The sequence below is a fragment of the Microbispora bryophytorum genome (genome assembly GCF_043197435.1).
In the GTDB taxonomy this organism is placed as follows: domain Bacteria; phylum Actinomycetota; class Actinomycetes; order Streptosporangiales; family Streptosporangiaceae; genus Microbispora; species Microbispora bryophytorum.
In genome coordinates, this window is the sequence record NZ_JBICTF010000002.1 from 531,409 (window position 1) to 546,719 (window position 15,311).

The following is a 15,311-nucleotide window of genomic DNA, read 5'->3' on the forward strand; positions in this document are numbered from 1 at the left end:
AAGGGACGCCTCGCGAGTGCCCGCTCGCCCGGGAGCTCCGGCGGTTGCCCGCCCACCGCCTCGGCCTGCGCCTCGGCCTTCGACGCAGCCTTCGACGCAGCCTTCGACGCGCTCTTCCGACATGGCCCCGCGCCCGGCTGATGGCCGCGCCGCCGCCTCCCCGGCACCGCTTCACCCGGGCCGTGTGGCACGGCACGGATCAGGCAGACGAACGAGCACCACGCGCTCGACCCACAGCGGGAGATGGACAACAAGCCACAAGAAGCAGATATACCAATAAAGCCGAAATTCGGTTTAATTGGAGAATTCCGCATGCCTGGAGGGCCTGTGGAAAAAGTCGACGGGCGACGCCGGGCGATGCTTTGATGAGCAGTAGCGAAACAAACGCCGGTCAAAGGGCAAAGACATGCTTAAGATGCTTCTCCAGCAAATGGCGACGCTGCTCGACACCGACAACGACCTGCACCTGGGCGACGACGCGCACGCCCTTGATCAGGATGACGATGCGGACGAGATGGAGGATCTGGACGACGACTTCTGACGTTTCCCCTGAAATCCCCCCACAATCGAGAAAGCCCCCAAATGACGTTCACGCTTCATGACGTACGCTCTCGGACATATAAGGCGCGCGACGCCTGGTGGACCGTTTTCCTGGTGGATCCCCTGGCGGGCCGGCTGGTGGTGACGACCGCCAACCGCACGTCCATCACCCCGAACCAGATCACCTGGGGCGCCTTCGTGCTCGGCCTGGGCTCGGCCTGGTGCTTCCTCCAGGCCGAGTGGTCGTGGCTGGTCGCCGGGGCCGCCATCTACCACGTGAGCTTCGTCCTCGACTGCATGGACGGGAAGATCGCCCGGCTCAAGGGAACGGGGACGATTCTCGGCGGCTGGCTCGACTACGTATTCGACCGGATCCGGGTGCTGGCCTGCACCGCCGCGCTCATGTGGGGGCAGTACCGCGCGACCGGGCAGGAGATCTACCTGCTCCTCGGCATCGCCGTGGTGTTCCTCGACATGCTGCGCTACGTCGACGCCCTGCAGATCGCGAAGGTCCGGCGTCAGATGCGCCGCACGCTGCGGAACACCTACGAACAGTCGGTGTCCGGCGGTGCGGCCGCGCTGCCGGCGTCCCTGTTGTGCGAGGACCTCGACGCCGACCCCGACGAGATCAGGGTCCGCCTGACGCAGACCGTGGACCTGCAGCAGGAGTTCCGCAGCCGCTTCTCCTGGTACCCCGGTATGCGCGAGTGGCTGCGCGAGCACCGGATCCGCACCCACCTGGTCAGCGGCATCGAGTTCCAGATGGCGGTGTTCATCGTCGGCCCGCTGCTCGGCGCGGTCGTCCCGGTCACGATCGGCGCGGCCGCCCTGCTGCTCCTCTTCGAGGCCCTCATCATGTACAAGCTTCTGCTGTCGTCGCGAGATCTGAACCGCGCGCTGGCCGCGATCCGCTCGCCCGCCGAAGCGTCCTCCTCCCGGACGCCCGCCGGTTGAGCGTCCGCACCGCTGCTCACACGGATAGAGGTGCCGCCGCGAGGGGTAGCGGTGGGGCATGACCGAACGTGAGGAGCCCGCCGGCCTGCCCGATCCCGACCACCGCCGCCCCGAGGGGCTGGACGACGTCACGGTCGACGCGCTGGGCAGGCTCAGCAAGGCGCTGGAGACGATCCACCGGGTCAGGGGCCACCTGTACTCCTTCCACCAGCTCACCGGCACGGCGGACTTCGAACTGGACAACGCCGTACGGCTGCTGCGGCAGGCCGGGCACGACAAGTGGGCCGACCGGATCGAACGCGAGCTGATCGGCCGCAACGTCATCCCCGGCCGCTGGACCTTCCAGATCGTGGAGGAGTACGACGACGGCTACTACGCGGCCTTCCAGGAGCTGGAACGCCAGGCCCGCACCGAACTGGCCGGAGGACGACGTCACCTCTACGAGGCCGAGCTGAAGCAGCAGCGGCGCACGCCCGGGCAGCCCGGCCACGAGACCACCCCGTGAACACCGGATGCCCGTCCGCCAGTCCACCGGTCCACCGGTCCACGAACGTTCACCGGAGGGGGCGGAGCGGAAGGGATGGAGGCGACCTGCTGCGGGTGCCCTGACCCCTGCCCCTGCCCCCTTCCCGGGGCCGCCCACGCCGGAAGTTATCCTCGCAAGAGGATTGCGAGGTGAGGCCGTGACCGAACGCAAGCCCCTCGGCGTGAGTTTCGAGTCGTGGATCGACCGGCAGATTCGCGAGGCCACGGAGCGTGGCGAGTTCGACGACCTGCCGGGCGCCGGCAAGCCCATCCCCGGCCAGGGCAAGCCGTACGACGAGATGTGGTGGATCAAGCAGAAGATGCGCGCGGAGAACCTGTCGTTCCCGCTGCCGGGGACGCTGGCGCTGCGCAAGGAGGCCGAGGAGGCGCGGGCGGAGGCGCTGGGCGCGCGCACCGAGGCCGAGGCACGCAGGATCGTCGAGGAGATGAACGACAAGATCCGCGACAGTTACCGCACACCCTTGTCCGGTCCGCCCGTCGTGCAGCCGCTCATCGACGTTGACGAGATCGCCGCACAGTGGCGGGCCCTTCACCCGGCCGCCGGCAGGAAGCCCGCCCCTCCGAAAGACCCGAAAGACCCGAAAAGCCCGAAAGACCTCGAAGACCCGGAACAGCCGAAGCGGCCGAAGCGCTCCTTCCTCCGCTGGTTCGGGCGCCGTTGACCCGCTGGCTCCGCTGACCCGCCGGAGCCGGGCGACCTGACGAAAGTCAGGTGAGGGCCTTCCGATCGCCCGCTGTGCCGCCCCTCCCGCCGCTCCTACCGTTCGTGACCTGCGAACGGAAAGAGCTCGGAGGGACACACGGTGCGCATGCGCAGGATCGCAGCGACCGCCGGTCTGGCCGGTGTGCTGCTGCTCACGACGGGAACGACGGCGGTGGCCGTCACGACGCGGGCGGCGCCCCCGGACGGACGGCGCGGCCTGACCGCGGAGTCCGTCGATCGCTACGTACGCGACTACATCCGGCGCACGGACCTGCCCGGTGCCGTCGTGACGGTCGTCAAGGACGACCGGGTCGTGTACGCCGCCGGGCACGGTCACACGGCCGGCGGCGAGGCGATCACCGCGGACACGGCCATGCCGCTCGCCTCGCTGTCAAAGTCGTTCACGGCCCTGGCGGTGCTGCGCCTCGCCGACGAGGGCAGGATCGACCTCGACGCGCCGGTCCGGCGTTACCTGCCCGAGTTCACCATGGCCGACGCCCGAGCCGAGAAGATCACCGTACGGCAGCTTCTCCAGCAGACCTCGGGCATGAGCGACCGGACCTTCCCCGAGCTGACGCTCCCCGCGCCGGACGACCTCAAGAGCGCCGTCGCGATGCTCAGGACCGCGCCGCTCGCCGCCGCGCCCGGCACCAGGATGATCTATCACAACCCCAACTACGCGGTCGCGGCGCGGCTGGCCGAGGTGGTGTCGGGGACGCCGTTCGCCGACTTCATGGCCGCCACGGTGTTCACACCGCTCGGCATGACGTCCACCCGGACGGTGGACACCACGGAGGAACTGCCCGGCGCGGGCGCCGGATACATCCGCGCGTACGGCAAGGTGATCGAGCGCGCGCACCCGAAGTGGTTCGTCAACGGCTCCTACGGCGTCGTTAGCACGGCCGGCGACCTGGCCAAATGGCTGATCACGCAGAACGGCCACGGCGACGTCCTCCCCCGAGACCTCGTCAGAGTCACCCAGACCCCGTCCGGCGTGGACGGCAGCACGTACGGCATGGGGTGGTCGGCCGAGCGGACGGCCGGAGGGGCGCCGATGCTGCGGCACACCGGCTGGCTGCTCACGCACAACTCCGCGCAGACCCTCCTGCCCGGGAGCGGGTGGGGCATCGCGGTCGTCACCAACACCGGGATGATCTCCGGCGACGACGCCCTGATCATCAGTGACGGCCTGGTCGACCTGATCGAGGGACGGCCCGACGCGGGCGCGGCGCCCTTCACCATGAAGACGGACCCTTGGCTGGGTGGCCTGTCGCTGCTCAACCTGGCCCTCGGCGTGACGGGGGTCCTGCGCTCGCGCCGCTGGGCCGCCCGCCGCGCGCAGCGGCGCGCCTGGCGGATGATCGCGCGGCTGGTGCCGTACTCGCTGCCGGTCGCGTTCTACCTGGGGCTGGCGGAGCTGGCCGGGCTGCTGCTGAACCGGGTGGGCACGCTGGACCAGCTCACCTACGTCTGGCTCGCGCTGTACGTCTGGGCCGCCACCGGCGCGCTGGCCGCCGTCGCCGTCGTGGCCGCCCGCCTCGTCCACGCCGTACGCCTGCGGCGACGGGCCGTTGGTAACGTCCACGGATGCGCGAGCGAAGTGGGCGAACCAGCAGTCAATGCGTGATAAGCCGGATTTCGGGAGAAATGCGATGATCCGCGTCCTGCTGGCGGACGACGAGGCGCTGATCCGGGCCGGCATCGCGAGCATCCTGGGCACGGCCGGCGACATCGAGGTGGTCGCCGAGGCGGCCGACGGGCGCGAGGCCGTCGACCTCGCTCTGCGGCACCGTCCCGCCATCTGCCTGCTCGACATCCGGATGCCGCGGCTCGACGGGCTCAGGGCCGCCGCCGAGCTACGCCGGGTCCTCCCCGAGGTCGCCGTCGTGATGCTCACGACGTTCAACGAGGACGACTACGTGACGAGCGCGCTCGGCTCCGGCGCGTCCGGTTTCCTCCTCAAATCGGGCGATCCACGCGAACTGATCGCGGGGGTCCGCGCCGTCGCCGCGGGTGGCGCCTATCTCTCCCCCGCCGTCACGCGCCGGGTCATCACCCGGCTCCGGGCACGCCCGCTCGGCACGGAGGCCGCCGCCCGCGCCCTCGTGGACCAGCTCGGCGACCGCGAACGCGAGGTGCTCGCCCTGGTGGGTGCCGCCATGTCCAACGCCGAGATCGCCCGGCGCCTGCATCTCGTCGAGGGCACGGTCAAGGGGTATGTCAGCCAGATCCTCACCCGTCTCGGCCTCCGCAACCGCGTCCAGGCCGCGATCCTCGCGTACGAGGCGAATCTCGTGGCCGAGGCTCCGCCCGACCGGAGGGCGTGAGATGGTGCGGCCGTCCCGTCTGCTCGACCTCGGGCTGTGGCTGTCAGTGTGCGCGCCGCCCGTCGCCCTGGCCCTCGACGACGGCGACGCCCGGCGGGTGCTTGCGGCGGCCGTGGCCGTGCCGCTGTTCGGGGCCGCCACGGCGATGAGCCGCGGGTGGCCGCTCGCGGCGCTCGCCGTACCGGTGGCGGTCAGCCTGGCCCTGGACGTGCAGATGTTCGGCCCTCTGGCGTGGACGTGGGCCGCGCTGGTGGTCTTCGGTTATCTGGCCGGGCATCGGATGGCGACCGCCCGGCCGGCGCTGTGGTTCTTCGCGGCCGTCGCCCTCGCCGGGCTGCCGCTGTCCGCGCTCGTCCTGCGCGACCTGTGGGGCTGGCCCACGCAGCTCATCACGCTGCTGCTCGCGGTGGTGGTGCCCTGGCTGCTCGGCCGCTGGCGCCGCCAGCACGCCGAACTGGTCCGCACGGGCTGGCTGCTCGCCGACCGGCTGGAGCGCGAGCAGCGGGCCGTCGCCGACCGCGCCCGCCTGCGGGAGAGGGCGCGCATCGCGGGCGACATGCACGACTCGCTCGGCCACGACCTGACGCTCCTCGCGGTGCGCGCCGGCGCCCTGGAGCTCGACCCCGGCCTGGACCCGCGCCAGCAGGCGTCCGTACGCGAGCTGCGTGAGGCCGCCGCGGCCGCGACCGAACGGCTGCGCGAGATCATCGGGGTGCTGCGTGCGGACGACGACGAGAACACCGCCGTGCCGCCGCGTGAGGAGAGCGTCGAAACGCTCGTCGAGCGCGCCCGCGACTCCGGAGTGCCGATCGTCGTCGAGCACCCGGGCGACCACTCAGGCGACCACCGGGACGACCGGCCGGGCGACCAGCCGGGTGGCCACCGGGGCGACCAGCACGGCGACCACCGGGGCTACCAGCCGGGCGACCATTGGGGCGACATCGACGAGCTGCCCCCGATGACCGCGCTCGCCGTGCGCCGCGTGCTCCAGGAGGCCCTGACGAACGCCGCCAAGCACGCTCCCGGCGCGACCGTACGCGTCCGGCTCGCCTCCGGCGACGGCGTCGTCACCCTCCGCGTGGTCAACGACCCCGCCCCGGAGGCGGCCTCGACGGGCGTGGCCTCGGGCGGTTCCGGGCTCGTCGGGCTGACGGAACGGGTGCGCCTGGCGGGCGGCGTCCTGCGGGCCGGCCCGGCTCCCGGCGGGGGTTTCGAGGTCGCCGCCGAACTGCCCGTCACCGGGCTCCGGGCGGCTCACGAGCAGGTGCGGACAGCGGCCGGCCTCGGCACGTCCGAGACCACGGCGGCCCGGGAGCTGGACCTCGCCCGTCGGCGGGTACGGCGGCGGCTGGCGGAGGCGGCCGGGATTCCCGCGGCCGTGCTGACCGGGATCTTCGCCCTCCTGATCCCGCTGAGCTTCGTCAGCTCGTCGTTCTCCGGCCTCGACCCGGCGACGTACGAGGGGCTGAAGGCGGGCGAACCACGCGACGACGTGCGGTCCCGGCTTCCCGTGTTCACCAGGGACGGCCCGCCGGACGGCACTCCGGATCCGCCTCGGGGCCAGGACTGCGTCTACTACACCATGAAGACCGATTCGGCCCGCGCCTATCGCCTGTGCTTCGCCCGCGACCGGCTCGTCTCGAAGGCCGTCGTGCCCACCCCGTGACGACGCGGGTACAACAAGATCCAAGCCGGTTCCAAGAGCGTGCCGCGATCCTCTCGGCATCGGCGGCCTCCCGCTGCCGATCGGCGGCGTTGTGCTGCCGGAGGACAGGAACGCGGCGAACGGCGACGGCCCCGGTTTTGTCGGCGGCGGCTGCCACGATGTCGCGAAACGACCATGGGAGCCCAGGTGCCCGATCCCCTCGCCCCCTTCCGGTGGCTGACGGCCCCGGCGACGCACAACGTGCGCAACCCGCTGGGCGACGTCTTCACCCTGTCGTTCTTCCACGAGGTGGAGCCCGCCGATGTCGCGGCCCGTTTCGAGCCCTCCGGAGCGGCGGTCCGCTCGATGACTCTCGGCGAGCTCGACGACGAGGTCGCGGAGTTCGTCGAGGAGACCGACGGCGGCGACGGCGGTGGATATGTCGGCATCACCCGGATCGGCGAGTGGAGCATGGCGGTCGAACCGTGTGGCTGGCACACCGCGCGGGGCGAGAACCTGGCGCGCCTCGCGCAGGGATGCGAGGCGGTGGCCGTCGGACGCCACGACTACGGCGAGCACACCTTCCTTTACGCCGTGGACGGCGAGATCGTCGTCGCCTTCACGCCGCACGCGCCGGTCACCCGCTGGGGCAGTGACCCGGATCGGCTGAAGGAGCCGATGCGCAGGGTCGGGCTGCCGTCGACCGCCACGACCGGCAAGGCGGCCTGGGACACGCGGTGGGACGACGCGCTCCCCAGTGCGTTCGCCCTCGCCGCCAGGATCACGGGGGTGACCGTCACCCCGGACTCCTTCGACGGGCCGCTGCTGGTCGCCTCCATCACCGGGTGGTCCCAGGACTAGGCATCTTGGCGTCTTCGCGTCTTGGCGTTCGCGTCTTGGCGCGGCGATTCCGTCGGGGGGCTCTGCTACACACGTTTCATGACCTCACCCGCCGCCCAGCAGCTCGGCATCGTGCCGTCCGTGTTCGCCGTCCAGCACCTGCCTCAGGCGACATTCCCCGAAGACGACGACTGGATCGCGCTCGTCCGCGCCCCGGAGGGCCTCACGGTGATCCGCGAGACCTGGCCGACGGGCTCGGGCGACCGGTGGATCGGCCTGTACGGCGGGGGCGCGGGACACCAACTGGACGTCCCGGGCATGCTGGCGGCGATCGTGGGCCCCTTGGCCGAGGCGGCGATCCCGGTGTTCGTCGCCTCGACGTTCCACGCCGACCTGGTCCTCGTGCCGGAGCCGAGGATCAAGCAGGCGGTCACCGTCCTGGAGGAGGCGGGACACCGGGTGGACACCCGCCACCTGCGCACGCCCGACTCGTAGTGCCCGACGTGGCCGGTCCTCCGAGTGTCCCGCACGGCATGCGAACCGGAGCTGTCCCGGCCGGGCCTCAGCCGATCGGGTTCCAGCCGTCGGATCCGGCCAGATACTTCTGCGGAGTGTAGGTGGCCGCCTGCGAGTCGCTCATCTGCGGGCGGTTGGAGTTCACCGTGGCGCCGGCGCCGGTGTTCTTGTACTCGAAGAAGCGGGCGTTCTTCCAGGAGTTGCCGGACATGTCGGTCCAGGGCTGGGAGGTCTTGATGGTCGAGCTGAGTGACGACTCCCGGTAGAGCACCTGGGCGCTCGGGCCCCAGGGCCTCCCCAGCTGGGTGGTGTTTCCGGTCGCGCCGGTGATGCGGGACCGGTAGACGAGGAAGCCGTAGGTCTTGGCGGCGTCGGTCCTGGCGGCCGTGATGGGGGCGCCGCTGCTGCGCTTCTCGTAGATGTCGCAGTCGTTGAGAACCGCGGTGCCGCCGCCGAAGATGAAGTCGACGGTGCCCTCGATGTAGGAGCTCTTGACGTAGGTGCGGGCGGAGTCGTTGATCAGGAAGGTGTCCTGGTCACCGAGCAGGCGGACGTTCGACAGGACCGCCCGGTCGGCGTTGAGGTTCAGCGCGACGGCCTGCTGGTTGACGGTCGTGCCGTCCTCCACGTAGTCGTTGGAGATCGTCAGGTTGGTGAGGGCGGAGTCGTGGCCGCTCACGAACGCGGTGGCGCTGTTGAAGGTGCCGCCGTTCCCCCCGGCGTAGTGGCTGTTGACGATCACGACGTCCCCGGGCGACGAGCCCAGACCCTGCAAAGTGATGTACGGCTTGTTCGCCGGGATCGTGACGATCTCCCGGTACGTGCCCGGCTTGATCGTGATCACCTTCCGGCTGGAGTTACCCGAGGCCACGGCGTCGATCGCGGCCTGAACGGTCCGGTACGTGCCTGTCCCGTCGGCGGCCACTGTGGGTTTCCCGCTGGTGGGGGAAGGCGACGGCGAAGGTGAGGGCGAGCGCGTAGGGGAAGGCGAAGGTGAGGGCGAGCGTGTGGGCGAGGGCGACGGTGAGGGCGAGCGGGTGGGGGAAGGCGAGGGTGAGGGGGTGGGTGATGGGTTGATGGTGGTGCCGGTGCAGGTGACGCCGTTGAGGGTGAAGGCGGCGGGCTGGGGGTTGGACCCTGACCAGGTGCCGTTGAAGCCGATGGCCACCGAGGCGCCGGTGGCGATGGCGGCGTTGTAGTCCACGTTCGTGGCGGTGACGTTCTGCCCGCTTTGGCTGAAGGTGGCCGACCATCCGGTGTCCACCTTCTGGCTGCTGTCGGGGAAGGCGAATCCGAGGGTCCAGCCGTTGATCGCGTTGCCCAGATTCTGGATCGTGACGGCGGCGGTGAAGCCGCCCGGCCAGTCGTTGGTGGTGTAGGTCACGGCGCATCCGGTCGCGGCCTGTGCCGTTCCGGCGGTGGCCAGGCCGGTCAGGGCGACGACTCCGGCGAGCGCGCTGATCATCCCGGTGCCCGTTGTGGTTCTGCTTTTCACGCCCGAGCTCCTCGCAGGTCGTGCAGGGCCCCTGACCGAGGACTTGCTCCTGGCCCCACAAGGGTTTCATCCACCTGAACCACGTTCATCCACAGGAACGCCGCGGATCACGCTACGAGCACGCAGATCACCGGTCAACGACACGCCACAACGCCGCTACGCGTACGACCACTCCCACTTGCACAGGGGCCGCGGGAACGACGGACGGGGCTCCGGGATCGAGTGAAACGTTCAGGGGAAATCTCGGAAAGTCAGGACGCACCGCGCCGTCCGCCGACAGCTTTCGCCCGCCGGCACCATCCGGCAGGCCGGGCCACGCAGGCCGGATGACGACAGCCGGGTCACGGCATCAGGGGCAGCTTTCCCACGATCTTGTCCACCCGGTTGCGCGGCCCGACCACGCCGACCGCGTAGTACTCGACGTCGTCGGCCGCGGTCTCCTTCATCGCGGCGAGGTAGTCGGCGTAGACCCGCGTCCGCTGGGCCGCGGCGGGCATGTCCGCCACGAAGCACCCGGCGGACGACGCGGCCTTGGCACGGATGACGCGCAGTGTGGCGGCGTCCGCGGCCAGCACCGAGCAGCCCGCCCACGGCAGGCCGGGGTGAGTGCCGCCGTCGGCGTCCACCGCGTCGTCGCCGAGGAGCCCGGTCACCGTCGTCGAGGTCGCCGCGGCCACGCAGACGGCGGCGTTCACAGCACGGCCCGCGGGAAGGTCGCGGTCGACCACGATCACCCATTTCAGACGAGCCGCCCGGGTCGGGAGGGCCGGGTCGATCTCCTCGGGGGCGAACCCGACACCCGAGGTTGGCTGTTCGTCGGCCATCATCCAGCCTCCTGTTCATGCGTTCGGACGTATGCCGTAGATGCTAGGCACCCGTACGATTAACCTGCAAGGAATCCGTATTTGTATCGAAATCAGGAGCGTGGAGGCGGGCATGGACGAACTTGATAAGGCGATCCTGGCGGAACTGCAGTCGGATGCACGGAAGACCAACCGTGACGTCGCCGCCTCGGTCGGGGTCTCGCCGACAACGGCACTCGACCGCACGCGGGCGCTCCGTCAGCGCGGCGTCATCCGGGGAGCGATCCTCGACGTCGACCTGGCGGAGATCGGACGCCCGGTCCAGGCCCTCATCGCCATCCGCGTGCGTCCCCCATCACGGCGCAACATCGAGGGCTTCCGCAACTGGGTCAGCGCGCTCCCCGACACCCTGGGCGTCTACGTGACGACCGGCACGGAGGACTTCATCGTGCACGTGGCGGTGCCCGACAACGCCAGCCTGTACGCCTTCGTGATCGACAGGCTCACCGAACGGCCCGAGGTCGCGGACGTCCGCACGTCGATCGTCTACGAGCACATCCGCAACACCCGGATCAGCCCGGCCTGAAAGGCGGCATGGGGCCTGGCCTTCGGACATCTCGCCCGTCGTCAGGGGACGTACCATGACCGGGTGGACGGCCTGGACCGGCCGCAGGACCATGGTCCGCGAGTCAGGGGGGAGCTGCCCGGATGGGCCTGGACATCGAGAGCCGATCGTCCGACTCGCCCTACATCGAGCGGGTCTGGCGCAGCAGCAGCCATGACGTGGAACAGATGACGGCGGTCGCGACCGCCCACTGGGATCTCGTCTTCTGGACGCACCGCGGCCAGGTCAGCGCCTCTGTCCAGGGACCGGAGACGAGGGCGAGCCAGGCCCCCGTTCCCGAGGACGCCACGTTCTTCGGGATCAGCTTCTCCCTCGGCACCGCGATGCCCCATCTTCCCCTCGGCCGGCTCGTGGACGGGTCCGCGGAGATTCCCGACCCGACGCCCAGGTCTTTCTGGCTGAAGGGTTCCGCCTGGCACCTGCCCGACTGGGACAACGCCGAGGCGTTCGTGCGACGGCTGGTGCGTGCGGGTGTCGTGGAGCGCGACCCGCTCGTCGCCGCGGTGCTCAGCGGCGCGCCGCCGGATGTGTCCGAACGCACCGTGCAGCGTCGTTTCCTGGCGGCGACCGGGCTCACCCGCGGCGCGATCCGGCAGATCGACCGCGCCAGGCGTGCGGCGGTCCTGATCCAGGAGGGCGTGCCGGCCCACGACGTGATCCACCGGCTCGGATACTTCGACCAACCACACCTGGCCCGGTCCTTGAGCCGTTACATCGGGCGCACCGCCACGCAGTTGGGCGATCGGAAGCCGGCGCGGCCGCTGTCACTCCTGTACGCGACCTGACCGCTCCCCCGGCACAGTCAAAAGTGCGTGGTGACGCCGAACGCCGCGCGCAGGCTCGCCATGTCTCGCAGGTCGCGGTCGCGGGGATCGTAGCCCTGGTGGAAGGCGACCTGCTGATCGACGGACAGGCAGCGCACCCGCACGCCCTCGATCGTGCCCGTGACGAACGCCGCGGCCGGGTAGTGGAATGCCGCGCCGCGGTCGTCCAGGTGCTGCACGGCCGAGCCGTCCCCGGCGATGTGCAGCGGATGGAGATCGAGCTCGTGTCCACGGCCGTCGGTCATGACGAACCTGGCCGGCCGCCCGGGCACCGCGCCGGGCCGCTCGGCGTACCCGGACGACTCCAGCTCGCCGATCACCAGCGGCTCCTGTTCGGCGCGGTGGAGCAGGTCGAGGTCATGATGCTCCCGGGTGACGCGTCCGATCAGAACGTCGATCCCCCAGCCGCCGGCGACCCAGACCTCGCATCCGGCGGCCTCCAGCGCGTTCAGCACCCGCAGCATCTCGCCGATCGGCAGCACCGGTCCCGCTCCCCCTCAACTCGATCTTCGGGCCACGCTACCCCCGCGGAACCGGGGACGGGTCAGGGCGTGATGAGCACCTTCAGCGCCTGGCGGGCGGCCATGGCGCGGTAGCCGTCGGGCACCTCCTCCAGGTGCACGGTGTGGTCGAACACGCGGCCCGGCTCGATCGTGCCCTCGAGCACGTCGGGCAGGAGTTCCTCGATGTAGGCGCGGGCCGGTGCGACACCGCCGGTCAGGGTGATGTTCCTCATGAACTCCCGGGACCCCATCGACACCTTCTCGTACTGCGGGGCGCCGACCCGGCCGACCACACCGCCGTCGCGGACCACTCCGAAGGCGGTGTCCATGGCCTGCTCCAGCCCGACGCACTCCAGCACCGCGTGGGTGCCGTCGCCGCCGGTCAGTTCCCTGACCCTCTCGACGCCCTCCTCACCGCGTTCGGCGACCACGTCGGTGGCGCCGAACTCGCGGCCGAGGTCGGTGCGGTCCTTGTGCCGCCCCATCAGGATGATCCGCTCGGCGCCCAGGCGCCGGGCCGACAGCACCGCCGACAGGCCGACCGCGCCGTCGCCGATCACGGTCACCGTCGTACGCGCGTTCACGCCGGCCGTGACCGCGCAGTGGTAGCCGGTGGGGAACACGTCGGACAGGGTGAGCAGCGACGGCAGGAGAGCCGAGTCCTCGCCTACCGGCAACCTCACCAGCGTGCCCTGCGCCTGCGGCACCCGTACGGCCTCGCCCTGGCCGCCGTCGACGCCGTTCCTGGCCCACATCCCGCCGTGCCGGCACGACGTCTGCAGGCCCTCCAGGCAGAAGTCGCAGGTGTTGTCGGACCAGACGAACGGCGCGACCACCACGTCGCCCCGTTTCAGCCCGTGCACCTCGGAGCCGGTCTCCTCGACCACGCCGAGGAACTCGTGACCGATGCGGTCGCCGTGCTGCGTGGCGGCCCGCGACCGGTATGGCCACAGGTCGCTGCCGCAGACACAGGCACGCAGCACTCGCACCACAGCGTCCGTGGGCTGCTCGATCACCGGGTCGGGCACGTTCTCCACGCGCACGTCGCCGGCGCCGTAAATCAGGGTCGCTCGCATGACAGCCTTCCGTTTCTCCCGTTCGTGTCATCGCTACCCGGGAACGGCCGACATTCGCGGGATCCGTGCAGGTCGGGATAGGTCGGGTTCATGCCAACGGCCGACGGTACCGGTCACTACGCTGGGAGCACCGAGCGGCCGCCGTGCCCATGCCGAGAGGACCTTGATGACCGAGCCGTCCCGATCCTGGCCACGCCTGCTCACCACGCTCCTGCGCGGGCACGATCTCGACGCGGAAGACACCCGATGGGCCATGCGGCAGGTCATGGACGACGCGGCCGACCCCGCCCAGCTCGCCGGGTTCCTGGTCGCCCTGCGGGCCAAGGGTGAGAGCACCGCGGAACTCCGGGGCATGCTCGACGCCCTCATGGAACGGGTCGTACCCCTGCCCGTCGACGGCGCGGAGGTCGTCGACATCGTCGGCACCGGCGGAGACGGTGCCCACACCGTGAACGTGAGCACCATGGCGGCGATCGTCGTGGCCGCCGCCGGCGCCCCGGTCGTCAAGCACGGCGGCCGCTCGGCGTCCAGCAAGGCCGGTGCCGCCGACGTCCTGGAAGCCCTGGGCCTGCCGCTCGATCTCACGCCTGACGACGTCGCCCGGTGCGTGCGCGACGTCGGCATCGGCTTCACCTTCGCCCCGCGCTTCCACCAGGGGCTGCGTTACGCCGGTCCGGTGCGCAAGGCGCTCGGCGTCCCCACCGCCGTCAACTATCTGGCGCCGCTGACCAACCCCGCCCGTCCCCGTGCCGCCCTCGTCGGCTGCTCCAACCGCGCCCTCGCCCCGGTCCTGGCGAACGTCCTCGCGGAACGGGGCGCGAGCGCCCTGGTCGTGTGCGGGCAGGACGGCCTCGACGAGATCACCACCGCCGCGCCCACAAGCGTCTGGATCACCGAGAGCGGTGGCGTCCGGCAGGAGACGCTGGACGCCGCCGACTTCGGACTGGCCCGCAGCGGGCAGGACGCGCTCCGGGGCGGTGACGCGGCCTACAACGCCTCGGTCGTCCACCGGGTCCTGGCCGGTGAAGCGGGTGCCGCACGTGACGCCGTCCTCGCCAACGCGGCCGGCGCCCTCGCCGCTCACCGCGGATTCGGCGGGAGCCTGCGCGACGCCTTCACGACCTGCCTGGAGGACGCGCGCCGCGCTCTCGACAGCGGTGCCGCCACCACCGTCCTCGAGAGCTGGCTGAAGCTCGCGTCGTCCCTGGCCGGCCGGTAGCGCCGACCGGCATTCCAGCCAGACGGACCTCTACTCAGACAGACCTCTACTCAGACGGTCCGGCCGGCGGGGAGGTGCTCTCCCGGACCGTGAGGGTGGTGTCCAGTTCGACACCCACCTGCGGCATCTCCTCTCCCCGTCCCAGGGCGAGTGCCAGCTCGGTGGCGGCCGCGGCCATCTCGGTGAGCGGCTGGTGGATGGTGGTCAGCGGTGGATCGACGAGGGCGGTGATGGGCAGGTCGTCGAAGCCGACCACGCTCAGGTCCGCCGGAATCCGCAGTCCCAGCTCGCGGGCGGCCTGGTAGACGCCGAGCGCCTGGAGGTCGTTGACGAATGGCCTGGGCCGGCGCCAACAGGTTCTTGCACTGACGGAGGGCCAATATCTCCGCGTGCGACCGCTGTCGCCAGCCGGAGGCCAGCTCCGCGGCTTCTTCAAGACCAAGAGGAAGGGCCGCGAGGATGTCCGCCGCGAGGGCATCGGGGTTCACAAGGGGCGAGCCCGTGGGGCCCAGATCAGAGATCATCCCTGCGCGCAAGTGGAATCGGCTCAGGTTGGCGGCGACGGCGCCCAGGCCCGCGTCCTCGGCTCTGGCGAGCACGTACATGGCCGTCTCCGCCCACATTCGCCGTCCGTCTCCTTGCTCGGGCCGTCGAGCGTAAAAACTGTTCAGCTCCCACACCGCGAGCCAGTGGTT

The 15,311-nt window shown here is 70.8% G+C and carries 17 protein-coding genes; 12 read left to right on the forward strand and 5 right to left on the reverse strand.

Going from position 1 to position 15,311, the window contains the following annotated elements:
• Positions 1-415 precede the first annotated feature (415 nt).
• The 9 genes from ACGFIB_RS07360 (at position 416) to ACGFIB_RS07400 (ending at position 8,050) form a co-directional block, all read left to right on the forward strand.
• Entirely contained in the window at positions 416-541 is a 126-nt protein-coding gene (locus tag ACGFIB_RS07360) for a hypothetical protein (RefSeq protein WP_393369266.1), read from the forward strand.
• Between the two features lie 113 nt (positions 542-654).
• Entirely contained in the window at positions 655-1,494 is an 840-nt protein-coding gene (locus tag ACGFIB_RS07365) for a CDP-alcohol phosphatidyltransferase family protein (RefSeq protein WP_357241499.1), read from the forward strand.
• A 58-nt stretch (positions 1,495-1,552) separates the two neighbouring features.
• Complete coding sequence (locus ACGFIB_RS07370) at positions 1,553-1,999, forward strand: hypothetical protein (protein ID WP_357258578.1); 447 nt, start codon at positions 1,553-1,555, stop codon at positions 1,997-1,999.
• Positions 2,000-2,177: 178 nt separating this feature from the next.
• Positions 2,178-2,702, forward strand: a complete 525-nt coding sequence (locus tag ACGFIB_RS07375; protein WP_393369270.1) for a DnaJ family domain-containing protein — start codon at positions 2,178-2,180, stop codon at positions 2,700-2,702.
• A 147-nt stretch (positions 2,703-2,849) separates the two neighbouring features.
• On the forward strand, positions 2,850-4,370 hold the full coding sequence (locus ACGFIB_RS07380) for a serine hydrolase domain-containing protein (protein ID WP_393369273.1): 1,521 nt from the start codon (positions 2,850-2,852) through the stop codon (positions 4,368-4,370).
• Positions 4,371-4,395: 25 nt separating this feature from the next.
• The gene (locus ACGFIB_RS07385) at positions 4,396-5,070 is read left to right on the forward strand and encodes a response regulator (RefSeq protein ID WP_142568106.1); all 675 of its coding nucleotides are present in this window, start codon (positions 4,396-4,398) and stop codon (positions 5,068-5,070) included.
• 1 nt (position 5,071) lies between these two features.
• A complete protein-coding gene (locus ACGFIB_RS07390) occupies positions 5,072-6,736 on the forward strand; it encodes a sensor histidine kinase (RefSeq protein WP_393369276.1) in 1,665 nt (554 codons plus the stop codon).
• 186 nt (positions 6,737-6,922) lie between these two features.
• On the forward strand, positions 6,923-7,576 hold the full coding sequence (locus ACGFIB_RS07395) for a DUF6461 domain-containing protein (RefSeq protein ID WP_393369279.1): 654 nt from the start codon (positions 6,923-6,925) through the stop codon (positions 7,574-7,576).
• A 78-nt stretch (positions 7,577-7,654) separates the two neighbouring features.
• Positions 7,655-8,050: an ACT domain-containing protein gene (locus tag ACGFIB_RS07400; RefSeq protein ID WP_393369282.1), complete on the forward strand. Its 396-nt coding sequence runs from the start codon at positions 7,655-7,657 to the stop codon at positions 8,048-8,050.
• A gap of 67 nt (positions 8,051-8,117) precedes the next feature.
• Here ACGFIB_RS07400 and ACGFIB_RS07405 read toward each other — a convergent pair whose 3' ends face one another.
• A complete protein-coding gene (locus tag ACGFIB_RS07405; protein WP_393369285.1) occupies positions 8,118-9,566 on the reverse strand; it encodes a pectinesterase family protein in 1,449 nt (482 codons plus the stop codon).
• Positions 9,567-9,907: 341 nt separating this feature from the next.
• Positions 9,908-10,393, reverse strand: coding sequence for a DUF2000 domain-containing protein (locus tag ACGFIB_RS07410; protein ID WP_357258560.1), 486 nt, complete (start codon positions 10,391-10,393; stop codon positions 9,908-9,910).
• Between the two features lie 109 nt (positions 10,394-10,502).
• On the opposite strand from ACGFIB_RS07410, the gene ACGFIB_RS07415 reads away from it, so the two are divergent.
• On the forward strand, positions 10,503-10,955 hold the full coding sequence (locus ACGFIB_RS07415) for an Lrp/AsnC family transcriptional regulator (RefSeq protein WP_357258557.1): 453 nt from the start codon (positions 10,503-10,505) through the stop codon (positions 10,953-10,955).
• A gap of 122 nt (positions 10,956-11,077) precedes the next feature.
• Entirely contained in the window at positions 11,078-11,779 is a 702-nt protein-coding gene (locus ACGFIB_RS07420; RefSeq protein ID WP_393369290.1) for a helix-turn-helix domain-containing protein, read from the forward strand.
• A 17-nt stretch (positions 11,780-11,796) separates the two neighbouring features.
• Here the strand turns inward: ACGFIB_RS07420 and ACGFIB_RS07425 are convergent, their stop codons facing one another.
• Both ACGFIB_RS07425 and ACGFIB_RS07430 read right to left on the reverse strand, forming a co-directional pair.
• Positions 11,797-12,300, reverse strand: a complete 504-nt coding sequence (locus ACGFIB_RS07425) for a nucleotidyltransferase domain-containing protein (protein WP_142567844.1) — start codon at positions 12,298-12,300, stop codon at positions 11,797-11,799.
• Between the two features lie 62 nt (positions 12,301-12,362).
• On the reverse strand, positions 12,363-13,397 hold the full coding sequence (locus ACGFIB_RS07430) for a zinc-binding dehydrogenase (protein ID WP_393369294.1): 1,035 nt from the start codon (positions 13,395-13,397) through the stop codon (positions 12,363-12,365).
• Positions 13,398-13,563: 166 nt separating this feature from the next.
• On the opposite strand from ACGFIB_RS07430, the gene trpD reads away from it, so the two are divergent.
• The gene (gene trpD, locus ACGFIB_RS07435; RefSeq protein ID WP_393369298.1) at positions 13,564-14,616 is read left to right on the forward strand and encodes an anthranilate phosphoribosyltransferase; all 1,053 of its coding nucleotides are present in this window, start codon (positions 13,564-13,566) and stop codon (positions 14,614-14,616) included.
• Positions 14,617-14,662: 46 nt separating this feature from the next.
• Here trpD and ACGFIB_RS07440 read toward each other — a convergent pair whose 3' ends face one another.
• A complete protein-coding gene (locus tag ACGFIB_RS07440; RefSeq protein WP_393369301.1) occupies positions 14,663-15,094 on the reverse strand; it encodes a substrate-binding domain-containing protein in 432 nt (143 codons plus the stop codon).
• Positions 15,095-15,311: the final 217 nt, after the last annotated feature.